Source organism: Craterilacuibacter sp., assembly GCF_051659485.1.
Lineage (GTDB): Bacteria > Pseudomonadota > Gammaproteobacteria > Burkholderiales > Chromobacteriaceae > Craterilacuibacter.
In genome coordinates this window covers 12,327-27,483 of record NZ_JBOFOO010000174.1, presented here as the reverse complement: position 1 = coordinate 27,483, position 15,157 = coordinate 12,327, and the positions used below count along the sequence as shown (strand labels likewise).

The window sequence follows — 15,157 nt, the reverse complement described above, 5'->3', positions numbered from 1 at the left end:
AGTCCCGAGTCCCGAGTCCCGAGTCCCGAGTCCCGAGTCCCGAGTCCCGAGTCCCGAGTCCCGAGTCCCGAGTCCCGAGTCCCGAGTCCCGAGTCCCGAGTCCCGAGTCCCGAGTCTTAACCCGCCAGCCAATGTCCAGGTTGCGCTTCCAGCCAGGTGCGGATGTTTTTGGCATCATTGGTGCGGGCATTGCTGGCATTAGCATCCAGCAGCACAATCACGAGTTGCTGGCCGCCAACGGTGGCGTACATGACCAGGCAGCGTCCGGCTTCCTGGATATAGCCGGTCTTGGACAGGCCAATCTCCCATTCACCCTCGCGTACCAGTGAATTGCTGTTTTTGTAGTGCAGCATGCGCCCGGCGCGGGCCACGGTATCATGTTCGGTCGAGGTGCTGAATTGACGGATCAGCGGGTAGCCATGCGCCGCACGCACCATGCGAGCCAGATCCTGCGCTGTCGAACTATTGCGCATATCCAGTCCGGTCGGGTCATAGAATACGGTATTGTTCATGCCCAGCGCGCGCGCCTTGCTATTCATGCGTGCGATAAAGGCTTGGGTGCCGCCCGGGTAGTAACGCGACAAGACATGCGAGGCGCGGTTTTCCGACGACATCAGCGCCAACAGCAACATCTCGCGCCGCGATAGCGTAGTGCCGACAGCAAGGCGTGAACTGGTGTTTTTCAGCCGGTCTATTTCGGCGTTTGAGATGGTCAGCATCTCGTCCAGAGGCTGAGCTGCATCCAGCATGACCATCGCCGTCATCAGCTTGGTAATGGAGGCAATCGGTGTGCGCATGCCGGCATTTTTCTGGTACAAGGCTTCGCCGGTACTGGTGTTGAGTACCAGGACAGCATTGGAGCTGAGTTGCGGGGCACTCTGCTGGAAGGCAGCAAGGTGGTACACTGGTTGAGCCGCGTAGACCATAGGGGGCAGGGCAAGCAGGCCTGCCGTCAAGGCTGTGATGATTCTCAGCATCCCGTAAACTCCGTGTGTGGGTGTCTGATTAATTAGGGTATATTGCCGCGATTTTAAACAAAAAACTCCCGAATGTCGCTGTTTTTACGGGGGTTTATCCAAACGGATATTTGTACCATGGTCGTTAGCTTTCCGGGTAGCCCATTTCGCCTGCACCAGAGTTTTGAGCCTGCGGGTGATCAGCCTGGCGCAATCAATGCGTTGGAAGAGGGTTTGACTGACGGACTGTCCTACCAGACCCTGCTCGGGGTGACCGGTTCGGGCAAGACGTTCACCATGGCCAATGTGATTGCACGCACCGGGCGTGCGGCCATTATTATGGCGCATAACAAAACGCTGGCCGCGCAGCTGTACAGCGAAATGCGCGAATTCTTCCCGGAAAACGCAGTCGAGTACTTCGTTTCCTACTACGACTATTACCAGCCCGAAGCCTACGTTCCCAGTCGCGACCTGTTTATCGAGAAAGACTCCAGCATTAACGAGCATATCGAGCAGATGCGCTTGTCGGCGACCAAAAGCATACTCGAGCGGCCCGATTGCATCATTATTGCCACGGTGTCGGCGATCTACGGGATTGGTGATCCTTCGTCCTACCACCAGATGATCTTGCACCTGAAAGAAGGCGAGCAGTTGGCGCAGCGCGAGATTATCGCCCGCTTGGTGACGATGCAATACGAGCGCAATGATGTCGATTTTTCGCGCGGTAGCTTCCGGGTGCGTGGCGATGTGATTGATATTTTCCCGGCAGAGTCGGCTGAGCTAGCGCTGCGGGTGTCCTTGTTCGATGACGAACTGGAAACGCTAACCCTGTTTGATCCTTTGACTGGTGTGACACGGCAGCGGGTCGGGCGTTATACCGTATTTCCATCCAGTCACTATGTGACGCCGCGCGAAAAGGTCTTGGCTGCCTGCGAGAAAATCAAGCTGGAGCTTGCCGAACGGGTGGCGTGGTACCAGCAAGAGGGCAAGTTGGTTGAGGCGCAGCGTATCGAGCAGCGCACCCGTTTCGATCTGGAGATGCTTTACGAAATGGGCTTCTGTAAAGGGATCGAAAACTATTCACGCCTGTTTTCCGGGCGGGGGACGGGGGAAGCGCCGCCGACCCTGATCGACTATTTGCCTAAAAATGCACTGATGTTTATCGACGAGAGTCACGTCACCATTCCGCAAATCGGTGCCATGTACAAGGGGGATGCGGCGCGTAAGTCCAATCTGATCGAATACGGTTTTCGTTTGCCATCGGCGCTGGATAACCGGCCGCTCAAGTTTCCCGAGTTCGAGCGACTGATGCCGCAGACCGTGTTCGTATCGGCGACACCCTCGGTCTATGAAAAAGAGCATACCGGACAAGTGGTGGAGCAGGTGGTGCGCCCCACCGGTTTGGTTGACCCCGAGATCGAGGTACGTCCGGTCGCGACCCAGGTGGATGACCTGCTGTCGGAGATCAATATCCGTGTTGCCAAAAACGAGCGGGTACTGGTCACGACCCTGACCAAGCGTATGGCAGAGCAGTTGACCGATTACTACACCGAGCATGGTGTCAAGGTGCGCTATCTGCATAGCGATATCGATACTGTCGAGCGGGTGGAGATTCTGCGTGATTTGCGTCTGGGGATGTTCGATGTCCTGGTCGGCATCAACCTGCTGCGTGAAGGGCTGGATATTCCCGAGGTGAGTCTGGTCGGGATTCTGGATGCGGATAAAGAAGGTTTTTTGCGTTCCGAGCGTTCCCTGATTCAGACCATAGGCCGGGCCGCGCGCAATTTGCACGGCCGGGCGATTTTGTACGCAGACCGTATTACCGACAGTATGCGCCGTGCAATGGAAGAGACTGAGCGTCGCCGCATCAAGCAAGCGGCATTCAATCTGGAGCACGGCATTACCCCCAAGGGGGTCGAGAAAAAAATCAAGGACCTGATTGATGGGGTCTATTCCAATGCCGCTAGCAAGCAGCATCTGGTCGATGAGGCCAGAGTGGCAATGATGGATGAGAAAACGCTGGCGCGTGAAATCAAGCGCCTGGAAAAGGAGATGCTGGCCGCTGCGCGCAATCTCGAGTTTGAAAAAGCGGCAGCCTTGCGCGACGAGCTGAAGTCGCTAAAAGAGCTGGCTTTCATCAATGAACTGTAGCCCCGGATGATGCAGAAACCGCCTGATGATAAAGCCAAGCCTGTTCGTGCCGTCGCCACGCTAGAGGTGACTCCCAGTCTGAGTGCCGATGCCGTGCTTTCGCGTCAGCAGGGGCGCGCACAAGGCAAGGGCCTGCTGATTGCCATGGGTTCGTCTACCGGCGGTACCGAGGCTTTGCGCGTGATACTCGCGGCTTTGCTGCCCGATACACCGCCGGTGATTATTTCGCAGCATATGCCCGAGATGTTTACCCGCTCGTTTGCCGAGCGTCTGGACAGCCTGTGTGTTATCCGGGTGAAAGAGGCGGTAGAGGGTGAAACCTTGCAGTCTGGAACGGCCTATATCGCGCCGGGGCACTCTCACCTTTTGCTGCGCCTGACGCCGGCTGGCGGTTATGTGGTCAGTCTCAACCAAGGGCCACCGGTTAACCGGCACCGTCCTTCGGTAGATGTGATGTTTCGAGCTGCCGCCAATGTGGCCGGGCGCAACTGTATCGCCGTGATCCTGACTGGGATGGGGCGGGATGGCGCCGAGGGGATGGTGGAGCTTAAACAGGCGGGTGCGCATAATCTGGCACAGGATGAGAAAAGCTGTGTGGTATTCGGTATGCCGCGCGAGGCCATTTTGCGCGGTGCTGCCCATGAAGTGCTACCCCTTGTCGATATTCCCGCGCGCCTGACGGCCCTGTGCCGGCAGCGCATCAATTTACGATCGTGTACCTGATGAATTATTTACCTGTTTTGGTGGTTGAGGACGATGCCGATCTGAGAGAGGCCATCATCGACACGCTGCTACTGGCAGGCTATGCCGTGCTTGAGGCTGCTGATGGTGCTGCGGCACTGGATATCATGCAAAGCGAGCCGGTCGGTCTGGTGGTGTCCGATGCGCAAATGGCGCCTATGGATGGCTATGCCCTGTTTGCCGAGTTGTCGGGGCGCTACCCCGGTATTCCCTTTATCCTGATGACGGCGTATGGCGTGATCGAACGGGCGATTGATCTGTTGCGTGCTGGTGCGGCCCACTATCTACTCAAGCCGTTTGAGCCCAGGGCTTTATTGGCCGAGGTGGAGAAATACCTGCTGCCGGAGCCGGTGGCAGCACTGGATGGCGTGATTGCCGAATCGCCTGCCATGCTGCAGTTGCTGGCTATTGCGCGCCGGGTTGCACCATCGGATGCGACGGTGCTTATTTCCGGCCCCAGCGGGGCCGGTAAAGAAGTGTTGGCGCGCTTTATGCACCGTAATTCACGCCGTAGTGAGGGGCCGTTTATTGCGGTTAACTGCGCCGCGATTCCGGAAAACCTGCTGGAATCCACCTTGTTCGGGCATGAGAAGGGCGCCTTTACCGGTGCGCACGGCGCGCTGGCCGGCAAGTTCGAGCAGGCGCAAGGCGGTACTTTGCTGCTGGATGAAGTGACCGAAATGCCGCTGGCCCTGCAGGTTAAGCTATTGCGTGTCCTGCAGGAGCGCGAGTTGGAGCGGGTAGGCAGCACCCGTACCATCAAGCTGGATATCCGGGTACTGGCGACCAGTAATCGTGATGTGGCGGCGGAAGTGGCGGCGGGAAACTTTCGAGAAGATCTTTATTTCCGTTTGAATGTTTTTCCTTTGCGTGTCCCATCACTGGCGGAGCGGAGCGAGGATGTGCTGCCGCTGGCACGGATGCTGCTTAGTAAATACGGGGATGCTTGTGGCCGGCAGCATTTGACGCTCTCGCGTGAAGCTGAGCGTGATTTGACTGCCTATGGCTGGGAAGGTAACATTCGCGAGCTGGAAAACGTGATGCAAAGAGCGGCAATTCTTGCCGTAGTGCAGGAGGTTTCTGCCGCTGACCTGATGCTGGACGATGATTTCCAGCCCGTGAATACCCTCCCGCCTGCGTCTGGCGAAGACACCGATATGAAGACTATGGAAAAGCGCCATATATTGGAAACGCTGTCCCAGTTAGGCGGTGTCAGAAAGCTGGCGGCCCAGAAGCTGGGTATGAGTGAGCGGACCTTGCGTTATAAGCTGCAACGCTATCGCGAGGAATCGGAGTAGTTCGCAAAGGTAATTAGCTATGTCGACGCAGGGAATCAATCAGCTCTTGGGCGAGCTCAGGGCCATGTCGGCTCTGGCCGGTGGACAAACCGCCAATGCAGCGCAACAGCCGGGTGCTGTCGAGTTTGGCGATGTGCTCAAATCGACGCTGGAACAGGTCAATAGCGCGCAGCAAGCATCGCAAGACTTACAAAAAAGCTTCGAGCTGGGTGACGAGGGCGTAAATGTGCAGGATGTGATGGTGTCCATGCAGAAAGCCAGCCTGTCATTCCAGACTATGGTACAGGCCCGTAATAAACTGGTGTCGGCCTACCAGGAAATCATGAACACTCAAGTCTGACGCTTGCGGCCCGCATCAGCCGCCAGTGGCAGGCGCATAGCGAAACCACTGTATGGCTGAACTGGTCGATCAAGCAGCACCAGCCTGGAAAAACCGGGCAAACGAAGCGCTGGGGCGCTTCAAGGCGCTGCCCAATAACAAGAAATTATTGTTTTTCGCCGCATTGGCTGCGGTCTTGTCTATCGTTGCCGGCTTGCTGGTGTTTAATCGCGAGCCTGCGCAGCGCATCCTGTTTTCCGGTTTGTCTGACCGTGACGGCGGCCAGATCTCCGCTTCCCTGCAGCAGATGAATATTCCTTACCAATTGGGGGCGGGCGGGGTGATCAGTGTGCCTGCCGACAAGGTATACGATGTACGCCTCAAGCTGGCGGCTCAAGGTTTGCCCAAGACCGGTGGCACCGGTTTCGAGTTGATGGACAACCAGAAATTCGGCATTAGCCAGTTTTCAGAGCAAGTCAATTACCAGCGTGCGATCGAGGGTGAACTGACGCGTACCATAGAAAGTATTGCCTCGGTGGAGTCGGCGCGCGTGCATCTGGCTACGCCCAAGCAAAGTGTATTTGTGCGCGAGCAGCAATTGCCTACCGCGTCTGTCATGCTTACTTTGCGCCCAGGGCGCTTGATGGACGCGGCGCAAACTGCCGGCATCATGCATCTGGTATCCAGTTCCGTTCCCAATCTGCCGCTAAAAAATATCTCCATTGTTGATCAGGAAGGCAATCTGCTATCCGGCTCGACCGATGCCAATAATGCCTCGGGCCTCGATCAGCGGCAGTTGTCGTTTGTACGCCAGATTGAGCAGGATTACGCCCGCCGTATCGAAGCCATACTCGAGCCCATCTTCGGCAAGCAAAATGCGCATGCACAAGTGACGGCCCAGATCGATTTCTCCGAGGTCGAGCAGACCTCGGAAACCTATAGGCCCAACTCCTCGCCCAATCCGTCAGCCACCCGCAGTCAGCAAATCAGCGAGTCGCTAGGGGGCGGTATGGGGACGCCATCTGGTGTCCCCGGTGCCCTGTCCAACCAGCCGCCCTCGGCGGCTTCGGCGCCATTGACGCTGCCACCCGGTGCCGCACCGGGTACGGTGACACTATCCGGCCAGCCGCTTACGCCGGCTGGTGCGGTGCGCCGGGACATCACTACCAATTACGAAGTCGATAAGACCATACAGCACACCAAGCAACCCAAGGGGTCGATCAAACGCCTGTCGGCGGCGGTGGTCGTCAACTTCAAGCTGGTGCCGGACAAGGATGGTCAAGTCAAACCCACGGCCCTGACGGCCAAAGAGGTTGAGCAGATCAATAACCTGGTGCGCGAAGCCATAGGCTACAACACCGAACGCGGTGACTCGGTCAATGTGGTGAATGCTGCTTTTGCCGATGCAGTAATGCCGGTTTCGGTGCAGGACAAGGTGCTGGACTATGTCGGGAACAATAGTGGCGATCTCGTTAAATATGCCTTGCTGACATTGGCCCTGCTGTATTTGATGTTCGGTGTGGTGCGGCCCATCATGCGTCAAGTCCTGCGCGCCGATCCGCCACTGTCTGCCGGGGGTGATGCTGTTCTTGCGCCGGCAGGCCGTACTGGCGCCTTGCTGGCTGTAGCTGGCGACGACGATGATGACGAACGGGGGACTGGCCGCGCAAGTAGTCTGAGCCCGCGTGAACAGCAGCGTCTCGATTACGAGGCCAATTTGCAGGCTGCACGCGAACTAGTGAGGACTGACCCGCGTATGGCGGCACAGATTATCAAGGAATGGATCAGCGACGATGAGTGATGCCGGAATCCGTCGCAGCGCGGTGCTGCTGTTCAGTCTGGGGCAGGCTGAGGCGATCGAGATATTCAAATACCTCGGGCCGAAAGAAGTGCAAAAGCTGAGCCTGACCATGGCGGCAGTAAATAATGTCAATCATGACGAGATCGAAAAAGTCGTCGGCCAATTTCGCGAAGAGTGTGGCGTGCGTGCCAGTATCGGCTCGACCGACGAGTATCTGCGTAATGTGCTGATCGAGGCCTTGGGGCCGGACAAGGCGGCTAACCTGCTGGATAAAATCACTCAGGGCAATGATCACAGCGGTATCGAGAGCCTGAAGTGGATGGATGCCAGTTCGGCTGCCGATATGATACGCAACGAGCATCCACAGATTATTGCGACCATTCTGGTTCACCTTGAGCCCGATCAGTCCAGTGGTATTTTGTCCAACTTCCCCGAGCGTGTCCGCAACGAGGTGCTGATCCGTACTGCGACGCTGGACGGCGTTCAACCACAGGCCTTGCGCGAGTTGAACGAGGTACTGACCCAGTTATTGTCCGGTTCGGATCGCATCAAGAAGAGTGCCGCTGGCGGCATCGGCTTGACGGCGGATATCCTGAACTTTCTGGGCTCAAATGTTGAAGCGTCGGCGCTGGGTTATATCCGTGAGTATGATCCGGATCTGGCACAGCGCATTCAGGACAAGATGTTTGTCTTCGAAAATATACTGGACATCGATGACCGGGCGATCCAGACCATCTTGCGCGAGGTGCAGTCCGATTCATTGGTGCTGGCGCTCAAAGGAACCAGTCCCGAGGTGCGCGAAAAGATTTTCAAGAATATGTCGCAGCGTGCAGCTGAAATGTTGCGCGACGATCTCGAATCCAAAGGCCCGGTCAAATTGTCCGAAGTCGAGGCCGAGCAGAAAGAAATCCTTAAAATTGTGCGCAAACTAGCCGACGAAGGCCAGATTGTGCTGGCAAGCAAGGGTGGGGACGAAGGCCTTGTCGAATAATCCTATCATTCCGGCCGAAACGCTGGGCGCCTGGCGAAGCTGGCAACCCGGTGCCTTGGGGAGTCCCGCTCGCCTTGCGCCTGAACCAGCCTCCGGGCTTGTTGCTGCGCAGTTGCCATCCGCAAGCGCCAGTGTCGGCGCCGATGATGCGAGTGCCACCCGCGACTTGCTGGACTCGGTGATTGCCTCGGCCAGTGCCAGTGTACCGTTAGCAGGCATGTTGCCCGCTAACGGCGATGCAGGCGATAAGCAAGGGGCGATTGTAGCCGGCGACCTGACGGCGGATGCCGCCATGGGTTACCCGACGGCGGCCGAGCTAGAAGCGATCCATCAGGAGGGCTGGCAGGCCGGGCATGATGCCGGTTTTGCCGAAGGCCTGGCCGAGGGGCATGCGGAAGGTTTGGCTTTGGGGCAGGCGGAAGCCGGCGCACAGTTTGAGCAGGCTTGGGCGCCGCTGGACGCGCTGCTGCGTGCATTTTCCGGACGCTTGTCCGAGATTGAAGCCGGCTTGTCGCCGGCACTGCTGAGGCTGGCCGTCGAATGCGGCGAACGCCTGGCGCAAAGCCACTTTGTCTGTGAACCGCAAGCACTGCTTGTTGTTGTACGCGAGGCCTTGGCCAAGGTGAAGGGTGAGCTTGCACAGTTACAGGTGCAGGTGCATCCGGATGATGCCGCAATACTCGAGCATTTTTTACGCGACGAGTACCCGAATAGCCATATCAAATGGCAGCGCGACCCGCTTGTCAGTCGCGGGGGGTGCATCATCGAAACCGGACAGACCCGCTTCGATATGCTGCTGGAAACGCGACAGGCTGCACTGCGTACGGCTTTGGGTTTGTCGCTTGCCGGTGCGGTGAATGAGTGACTGGCTAGCGCAGCAGCGTACTTACCTGCAGGCCTGCAGTCAGGCCCTCGCCGATGCGCCGTCTTTATGGCGGGAGCAGGGCTATCTGACCCGTGTCACGGGTTTGGTCATGGAAGCGGTGGGGATCAAGCAGCCGGTAGGAAGCGCCTGTCTGATCCATCTCGGTGACGGTCATACGGTTGAAGCGGAAGTCGTCGGTTTTTCCGGCGAGTCTCTATACCTGATGCCGGTCTCCAATATTCACGGTTTGTTGCCCGGCGCGCTGGTTGAGCCTTTGCGCGCCGTATTTCCGCCTGTCTTCGGGCAAAGTGCGATGCGGGTGCAAGCCAGTAGCGCTCAGGGCCGGCAGGTGCCGGTCGGTATGGGCTTGGTAGGGCGGGTGCTGGACGCGTTGGGGCGTCCACTGGATGGCAAGGGGCCGATAGCCCCAGACGCATGGGCGCCGCTATACAGTCAACCGCTGAATCCGCTGCAGCGTACACCGGTACGCGATGTGCTGGATGTTGGGGTGCGAGCCATCAATGGCTTGCTGACCGTCGGGCGCGGCCAGCGTCTGGGGCTGTTCGCCGGGTCTGGCGTTGGTAAATCGGTACTGCTGGGGATGATGGCGCGCTTTACCCGGGCGGATGTGGTTGTCGTCGGCCTGATCGGCGAGCGGGGGCGCGAGGTTAAGGATTTCATCGAAAATATTCTGGGGGACGAGGGCGTAGGGCGTGCGGTGGTAGTGGCTGCGCCTGCCGATGTGCCGCCCTTGATGCGTTTGCATGGTGCTGCCTATGCCACGGCCCTGGCCGAGCATTTTCGCTCGGAAGGCAAGGATGTATTGTTGCTGATGGACTCGGTGACGCGTTACGCGATGGCGCAGCGCGAGATTGCCCTGGCTATCGGCGAGCCGCCCGTGACGCGTGGTTATCCGCCCTCCGTGTTTGCCAAACTGCCGCAGCTGATCGAGCGAGCCGGTAATGGCATCGAGGGGGGCGGTTCTATCACCGCGTTTTATACCGTCCTGTCCGAGGGCGACGATCAGCAGGATCCGATTGCCGACTCGGCGCGTGCCATCCTCGACGGCCACTTTGTCTTGTCGCGCGAGTTGGCCGAATCCGGCCACTATCCGGCCATTGATATCGAACAGTCTATTTCGCGGGTGATGGTCGATGTGGTGAGTCGTGAACATATGGATCAGGCGCGCCGTTTCAAGCAGCTATTCTCGCGCTACCAGCGTAGTCGTGACCTGATCAGCGTGGGGGCTTATGTGCAAGGTGCCGACCCGATGCTGGACGAGGCGATACGCCGCCATTTGCCTCAGGTCGGCTTTTTGACCCAGCCTCAGCATGAATCCCATGATTTTTCTTCCTCGGTTGCGCAACTGGCGCAGACCCTCACCGACTGAGGCTAGGCCATGAGCCAGTTTGAACTGCTGGTACGTCTGGCAACACAGACGGTCGATGCGGCGGCTGATGCCATGCGTGCCGCGCAGCAACAACAAGAAGGGCAGCAAGCGCGTCTGGCACAGCTTGACGGTTTTATCGGTGATTACCGTGCCCGCTTGCTGGTGCAGGGCGGATCCGGCATGGGGGTCGAGCAGTGGCTGGATTTTCGTGCTTTTCTGGCCAAGCTGGATGGGGCGCGCGAAACGCAACAGCGCGAAGTCGATCGTGCGGTGCAGCGTTATTTACTCGCGCGCGAAGCCTGGCTTGCCGAGCGCAAAAAGCTCAAGGCCTATCAGGTTTTGCTTGAGCGTGAAGCGGCCAAGCTGGCGTTGAAGGCGCGCAAGCAGGAGCAAAAGCTGGTGGACGAGTTTGCCATGCGCAAGTACCGCGAACAGAACGTGCGTTAAATATGGCTCGCCGTTTTAGTTTTGCTTGAGTGGCACATATTTTGCTTTAAAAATCAATATGCCCGTTTTTTCTTTCGAGGTCACCCGATGACTATCAATCCCTTGGCGCTGCAAGCGCCTGGCCGCCAGTCCGCTTTTTCTTTGCCCTCTGCGGGTGAAGTTGCGGCGCCTGCCGATTTGTTTGCCAGCTTGCTGGGCCTGCAGATGGGGACCAAACTAGCGGCCAAGCCCGTGCTGGAGGGTATCGATCCTGATAGCAAACCGCTGAAGCCACAGAAGGGTGAGCAGGCCGACGTGGCACTATTTTTATATGGCGCAGCACCTGCGGCATTGCCCGTGCATGCGGTGAGCCCGCAAGTGCCGGATTCAACGGCGGCAGGCGGGGTGGATGAAGTGCTGGACTTGACCCAGGAAATGCTGGCAGCCACTCAGGTGGCAGGCGGCAAGAAGTTGCCGCATGAGGAGCGGCAATTGCTGCAGTTTTTGCCGGACGGCAGTCTGGTGGCGCAGACTGTGCGCGCTGCTGACGCCGGACAGGCTAGCCCGCAGATATCGTTGGCGGTTAATACGCCTTTGGCATCGGGCAAGGCGTGGGGGGAGGAATTGAGCGGGCAGGTGGCCGGTCTGATCCAGATGAAGGCTGAAGGCGCGACCATCAAGCTAAATCCTGCCCATCTGGGGCCGATCGAAGTTTCGCTGAAAATGAGTCAGGATCAGGCGCAGATCAGTTTTGTGGCGGCGACGCCGCAGGCGCGCGATGCGCTTGAACAGAACCTGTCGCGGCTGGCTTCGATGCTGGCCGAAAGCGGCGTGCAACTGACCGATGCTCAAGTGTCGTATGGTGGGCGTCAGCAGCAGCAAGAGCAGCAGCAGGCACGTCGTCACCCGGACTTGGGTGATGAGGAGGTCGTTGTTTCTGTGGGTAGTCTGTCTGATGACGCTAGTGACGCCGGACTCAGCATCCGCGCCTGATAAATTCTTTAAGTACGAACTGGTCACTCGGCTGCTATTTCTGGGACAATAAGGCGAAATCAAAATACTCGCTTATCGATAGCGGCACGGAAGACATATATTAATGGCAGAAGAAAAGAAAAAAGTGGCAGGGGGCGGTGGCAGCAAGTTGATGCTGATCGTGATCGTGCTGCTGATCATCCTGATTGTTGCAGTTGGCGGCCTGGGCGCTTATCTCTATCTGTCCAAGGATGCGGCATCGGGAAATGGTACGCAGACGAGTCAGCCTGCCAAGAAAAAGCCGGAAGGTCCGCCCATTTTTGAAAAAATGGATACTTTCGTCGTCAATCTGGCCGGGAATACCGGCGCCTTGCTGCAAGTAGAAATGCAGGCGCAATTGATTGATGCGGAAGCCAAAAAGACACTGCTTGAATACATGCCAAAAATTCGTAGCGGCTTGATACTGCTGCTGTCATCCAAGTCGGCCGATGAGCTGGCATCTGCCGATGGCAAGGTCAGGCTCAAGGCCCAGGTCAAGAAAATCATGAATGAATCCATCGATCTGCCGGGGCAGGAGCCCGTAGATAGCGTGGTGTTTACTTCCTTTATCATCCAGAACCAGTAAGCGCAGATGGCTGACGATATCCTGTCCCAGGAAGAGGTCGATGCCCTGCTGCGCGGGGTGACCGGGGACGCGGAAGATGATGGCGATAGTGGCGATGCCGACGGTGTGCGCGGCTACGACATCGGCCGGCAGGAGCGTATCGTACGCGGGCGCATGCCCACGCTCGAGATCATCAACGAGCGCTTTGCCCGCAATTTGCGCATCGGCCTGTTCAACTTCATCCGCCGCAATGCCGAAATCTCGGTAGGGCCGGTCAGGGTGCAAAAATACAGCGAGTTCATCCGTAATCTGGTGGTACCGACCAACCTCAATCTGGTGCACGTCAAACCCTTGCGCGGCACCGGATTGCTGATTTTTGATCCGGATCTGGTGTTTTTGGTGGTCGATAACCTGTTTGGCAGCGATGGGCGTTTTCATGTCCGGGTTGAGGGGCGGGATTTTACCCCGACCGAGCAGCGCATTATCCAGCGCCTGCTAGATGTGGTCTTTGCCGAGTACCAGAAGGCATGGGAGCCGGTGTATCCGCTGGAGTTCACCTACCTTAGAAGCGAGATGAATACCCAGTTTGCCAATATTGCCACGCCAACCGAGGTGGTGGTGGCGATGTCTTTTCATATCGAACTGGGTGCCGGCGGCGGGGATTTTCATGTCTGCCTGCCTTACTCCATGGTTGAGCCTATCCGCGATTTACTTTCCAGTACCATGCAGGCGGACCGTACCGAAGTGGATAACCGCTGGGTCAGCCTGATGTCGCGGCAGGTTCAGGCGGCCGAGCTTGAACTGGTGGCAGAGCTGGCGCACACCCAGGTGACGCTGGGACAGGTGCTGAACCTGAAGGAAGGCGATGTCATTACGCTGGAAATACCTGAGTATGTGGTGGCTGATGTAGCCGGTATTCCGGTGCTGGAATGCAAGTACGGCACGGTTGAGGGCAAGTATGCCCTGAGTGTCGAGAAAATACTGGCCGGGGCGCATGACCTTGGCGAAACGGATTCGGGAGAAGGTCGACATGGCTGAAGAAATAGGTGCCCAGGGCGCAGCGGATGATGTGATGGATGATTGGGCTGCCGCACTGGCCGAGCAGGCCGAACAGACCCCGCAAGTCGATGCCACCCAGCCGCAGGTACACGCAGCTTCCGGCTTGTTTCAGGAGTTGGGTAGTACTGCGCCTGCCGGTGGGGCCATCTCGCAGAATCTGGACATGATTCTGGATATTCCGGTGCAACTGACGGTAGAGCTGGGGCGCACCAAGATTGCGATCCGCAATCTGCTGCAATTGGCGCAGGGCTCCATCGTCGAACTGGATGGTATGGCCGGTGAACCCATGGATGTACTGGTCAACGGCTGCCTGATTGCGCAAGGCGAGGTGGTGGTGGTCAACGACAAGTTCGGTATCCGTCTGACCGACATCATCACGCCGGTTGAGCGTATCCGGCGTCTGCAAAAATGAGAGCAAAGTCCGTGTTAGTGCTGTTTGCTATCGTGGCGGGCCCGGTACTGGCGGCCAGTGCGCCGGCTGTTGCTGCCAACCCCGCACCTTCGGCTTTTATGAGCCTAGTGCAGGTGGTACTGGCGCTGCTGCTGGTATTAGGCGCTATTGTTGGCTGTGCCTATCTGGTGCGCCGCATCGGTGGCGGGGCGCTAGGGGGGAGTCGCGATCTGCGCGTGGTGGGCGGGGTCATGGTCGGGCAGAAGGAGCGGGTGGTGATCGTCGAGTCCGGCAACGAGTGGCTGGTGCTGGGCGTCACCGCGCATAGCGTGAACCTGCTGTCGCGTCGTGACAAGCCAGAAGGTGGCGAATTGCCGCCGCAGTCCCCCTTGCCTGAGAATTTTTCCCGCTTGTTCCAACGCGTACTTGCCAAGTCGAAGGCATCATGAAAAGACGGTTATACCTGCTGTTGCCTGCCGTGATGCTGGCTTTTCCGCTGCTGGCCAATGCCGCCGGCTTGCCGATGATGAACAGCGCGCCCGGCCCCGGCGGCAGTCAGAGCTATTCACTCTCCCTGCAGATGCTGCTGTTCATGACTGGTCTGTCATTCATTCCGGCCATGGTGCTGATGATGACTTCGTTTACCCGCATCATTATCGTGCTGTCACTGCTAAGGCAGGCGCTGGGCACCATGCAGTCGCCGCCCAATCAGGTGATTGTGGGGCTGTCCTTGTTCCTGACCCTGTTTATCATGGGGCCGACGCTGGATCAGGTCTATCAGAAGGCATGGGTGCCGTTTTCGGATGACAAGATCACCATGATGCAGGCTGCGGACGAGGCAGCAGGGCCGATGAAAGCCTTTATGCTGTCGCAGACGCGTGAAAAGGATTTGGCCTTCTTTATCGAGGTGTCGCGTTCGCCCGCGCCGGCAACCCGGGCTGATGTCTCGATCAAGACGCTGGTGCCCGCTTTCGTGATCAGCGAACTGAAAACCGCGTTCCAGATCGGTTTCATGATTTTCATTCCCTTCCTGATTATCGATCTGGTCGTTGCCAGTATTCTGATGGCGATGGGGATGATGATGGTGTCGCCGGTGATTATTTCACTGCCGTTCAAGATCATGCTGTTCGTGCTGGTTGATGGCTGGACGCTGGTGCTGGGCTCGCTGGTGCAAAGCTTCGCCCGAGCCTGAG

At 57.9% G+C, this 15,157-nt stretch carries 16 protein-coding genes; 15 read left to right on the top strand and 1 reads right to left on the bottom strand.

The annotated features are described in order from the left end of the window. Positions 1-116: 116 nt before the first annotated feature. Positions 117-977, bottom strand: a complete 861-nt coding sequence (locus ACRC1E_RS06215) for a serine hydrolase (protein ID WP_438514245.1) — start codon at positions 975-977, stop codon at positions 117-119. Between the two features lie 117 nt (positions 978-1,094). Here ACRC1E_RS06215 and uvrB point away from each other — a divergent pair, with 117 nt between their 5' ends. The 15 genes from uvrB (at position 1,095) to fliP (ending at position 15,156) form a co-directional block, all read left to right on the top strand. Continuing rightward, positions 1,095-3,107 carry an excinuclease ABC subunit UvrB gene (gene uvrB, locus ACRC1E_RS06210; protein ID WP_438514244.1) on the top strand — a complete coding sequence of 671 codons (2,013 nt, stop codon included), beginning with the start codon at positions 1,095-1,097 and terminating at the stop codon, positions 3,105-3,107. 6 nt (positions 3,108-3,113) lie between these two features. Then, on the top strand, positions 3,114-3,830 hold the full coding sequence (locus ACRC1E_RS06205; protein ID WP_438514243.1) for a CheB methylesterase domain-containing protein: 717 nt from the start codon (positions 3,114-3,116) through the stop codon (positions 3,828-3,830). Beyond that, a complete protein-coding gene (locus ACRC1E_RS06200) occupies positions 3,830-5,146 on the top strand; it encodes a sigma-54-dependent transcriptional regulator (protein ID WP_438514242.1) in 1,317 nt (438 codons plus the stop codon). Before ACRC1E_RS06205 ends, ACRC1E_RS06200 begins: the two co-directional genes overlap by 1 nt. A gap of 19 nt (positions 5,147-5,165) precedes the next feature. Continuing rightward, positions 5,166-5,486 carry a flagellar hook-basal body complex protein FliE gene (gene fliE / locus ACRC1E_RS06195; RefSeq protein WP_438514241.1) on the top strand — a complete coding sequence of 107 codons (321 nt, stop codon included), beginning with the start codon at positions 5,166-5,168 and terminating at the stop codon, positions 5,484-5,486. Between the two features lie 52 nt (positions 5,487-5,538). Then, on the top strand, positions 5,539-7,266 hold the full coding sequence (gene fliF / locus ACRC1E_RS06190; RefSeq protein ID WP_438514240.1) for a flagellar basal-body MS-ring/collar protein FliF: 1,728 nt from the start codon (positions 5,539-5,541) through the stop codon (positions 7,264-7,266). Beyond that, the gene (gene fliG, locus ACRC1E_RS06185; RefSeq protein ID WP_438514239.1) at positions 7,259-8,257 is read left to right on the top strand and encodes a flagellar motor switch protein FliG; all 999 of its coding nucleotides are present in this window, start codon (positions 7,259-7,261) and stop codon (positions 8,255-8,257) included. The genes fliF and fliG overlap by 8 nt, the downstream gene beginning before the upstream one ends. Continuing rightward, entirely contained in the window at positions 8,247-9,122 is an 876-nt protein-coding gene (locus ACRC1E_RS06180) for a FliH/SctL family protein (protein ID WP_438514238.1), read from the top strand. Before fliG ends, ACRC1E_RS06180 begins: the two co-directional genes overlap by 11 nt. Further along, positions 9,115-10,512 carry a flagellar protein export ATPase FliI gene (gene fliI, locus ACRC1E_RS06175; RefSeq protein ID WP_438514237.1) on the top strand — a complete coding sequence of 466 codons (1,398 nt, stop codon included), beginning with the start codon at positions 9,115-9,117 and terminating at the stop codon, positions 10,510-10,512. Before ACRC1E_RS06180 ends, fliI begins: the two co-directional genes overlap by 8 nt. Before the next feature lie 9 nt (positions 10,513-10,521). Next, complete coding sequence (gene fliJ / locus ACRC1E_RS06170) at positions 10,522-10,959, top strand: flagellar export protein FliJ (protein ID WP_438514236.1); 438 nt, start codon at positions 10,522-10,524, stop codon at positions 10,957-10,959. 87 nt (positions 10,960-11,046) lie between these two features. Beyond that, the gene (locus ACRC1E_RS06165; protein ID WP_438514235.1) at positions 11,047-11,931 is read left to right on the top strand and encodes a flagellar hook-length control protein FliK; all 885 of its coding nucleotides are present in this window, start codon (positions 11,047-11,049) and stop codon (positions 11,929-11,931) included. A 103-nt stretch (positions 11,932-12,034) separates the two neighbouring features. Then, entirely contained in the window at positions 12,035-12,535 is a 501-nt protein-coding gene (locus ACRC1E_RS06160) for a flagellar basal body-associated FliL family protein (protein WP_438514234.1), read from the top strand. A gap of 6 nt (positions 12,536-12,541) precedes the next feature. Beyond that, a complete protein-coding gene (fliM, locus tag ACRC1E_RS06155; protein ID WP_438514233.1) occupies positions 12,542-13,552 on the top strand; it encodes a flagellar motor switch protein FliM in 1,011 nt (336 codons plus the stop codon). Next, positions 13,545-13,985: a flagellar motor switch protein FliN gene (gene fliN / locus ACRC1E_RS06150; protein WP_438514232.1), complete on the top strand. Its 441-nt coding sequence runs from the start codon at positions 13,545-13,547 to the stop codon at positions 13,983-13,985. The genes fliM and fliN overlap by 8 nt, the downstream gene beginning before the upstream one ends. Continuing rightward, positions 13,982-14,413: a flagellar biosynthetic protein FliO gene (fliO, locus tag ACRC1E_RS06145; protein WP_438514231.1), complete on the top strand. Its 432-nt coding sequence runs from the start codon at positions 13,982-13,984 to the stop codon at positions 14,411-14,413. Before fliN ends, fliO begins: the two co-directional genes overlap by 4 nt. Then, a complete protein-coding gene (gene fliP, locus ACRC1E_RS06140) occupies positions 14,410-15,156 on the top strand; it encodes a flagellar type III secretion system pore protein FliP (RefSeq protein WP_438514230.1) in 747 nt (248 codons plus the stop codon). Before fliO ends, fliP begins: the two co-directional genes overlap by 4 nt. The last annotated feature ends 1 nt before the right edge of the window (position 15,157 follow it).

Bases quoted from the DNA above. Each gene is read 5' to 3' on its own strand.
- ACRC1E_RS06215 (WP_438514245.1), bottom strand. From the start codon at position 977: ATGCTGAGAATCATCACAGCCTTGACGGCAGGCCTGCTTGCCCTGCCC.
- uvrB (WP_438514244.1), top strand. From the start codon at position 1,095: ATGGTCGTTAGCTTTCCGGGTAGCCCATTTCGCCTGCACCAGAGTTTT.
- ACRC1E_RS06205 (WP_438514243.1), top strand. From the start codon at position 3,114: ATGATGCAGAAACCGCCTGATGATAAAGCCAAGCCTGTTCGTGCCGTC.
- ACRC1E_RS06200 (WP_438514242.1), top strand. From the start codon at position 3,830: ATGAATTATTTACCTGTTTTGGTGGTTGAGGACGATGCCGATCTGAGA.
- fliE (WP_438514241.1), top strand. From the start codon at position 5,166: ATGTCGACGCAGGGAATCAATCAGCTCTTGGGCGAGCTCAGGGCCATG.
- fliF (WP_438514240.1), top strand. From the start codon at position 5,539: ATGGCTGAACTGGTCGATCAAGCAGCACCAGCCTGGAAAAACCGGGCA.
- fliG (WP_438514239.1), top strand. From the start codon at position 7,259: ATGAGTGATGCCGGAATCCGTCGCAGCGCGGTGCTGCTGTTCAGTCTG.
- fliI (WP_438514237.1), top strand. From the start codon at position 9,115: ATGAGTGACTGGCTAGCGCAGCAGCGTACTTACCTGCAGGCCTGCAGT.
- fliJ (WP_438514236.1), top strand. From the start codon at position 10,522: ATGAGCCAGTTTGAACTGCTGGTACGTCTGGCAACACAGACGGTCGAT.
- ACRC1E_RS06165 (WP_438514235.1), top strand. From the start codon at position 11,047: ATGACTATCAATCCCTTGGCGCTGCAAGCGCCTGGCCGCCAGTCCGCT.
- ACRC1E_RS06160 (WP_438514234.1), top strand. From the start codon at position 12,035: ATGGCAGAAGAAAAGAAAAAAGTGGCAGGGGGCGGTGGCAGCAAGTTG.
- fliM (WP_438514233.1), top strand. From the start codon at position 12,542: ATGGCTGACGATATCCTGTCCCAGGAAGAGGTCGATGCCCTGCTGCGC.
- fliN (WP_438514232.1), top strand. From the start codon at position 13,545: ATGGCTGAAGAAATAGGTGCCCAGGGCGCAGCGGATGATGTGATGGAT.
- fliO (WP_438514231.1), top strand. From the start codon at position 13,982: ATGAGAGCAAAGTCCGTGTTAGTGCTGTTTGCTATCGTGGCGGGCCCG.
- fliP (WP_438514230.1), top strand. From the start codon at position 14,410: ATGAAAAGACGGTTATACCTGCTGTTGCCTGCCGTGATGCTGGCTTTT.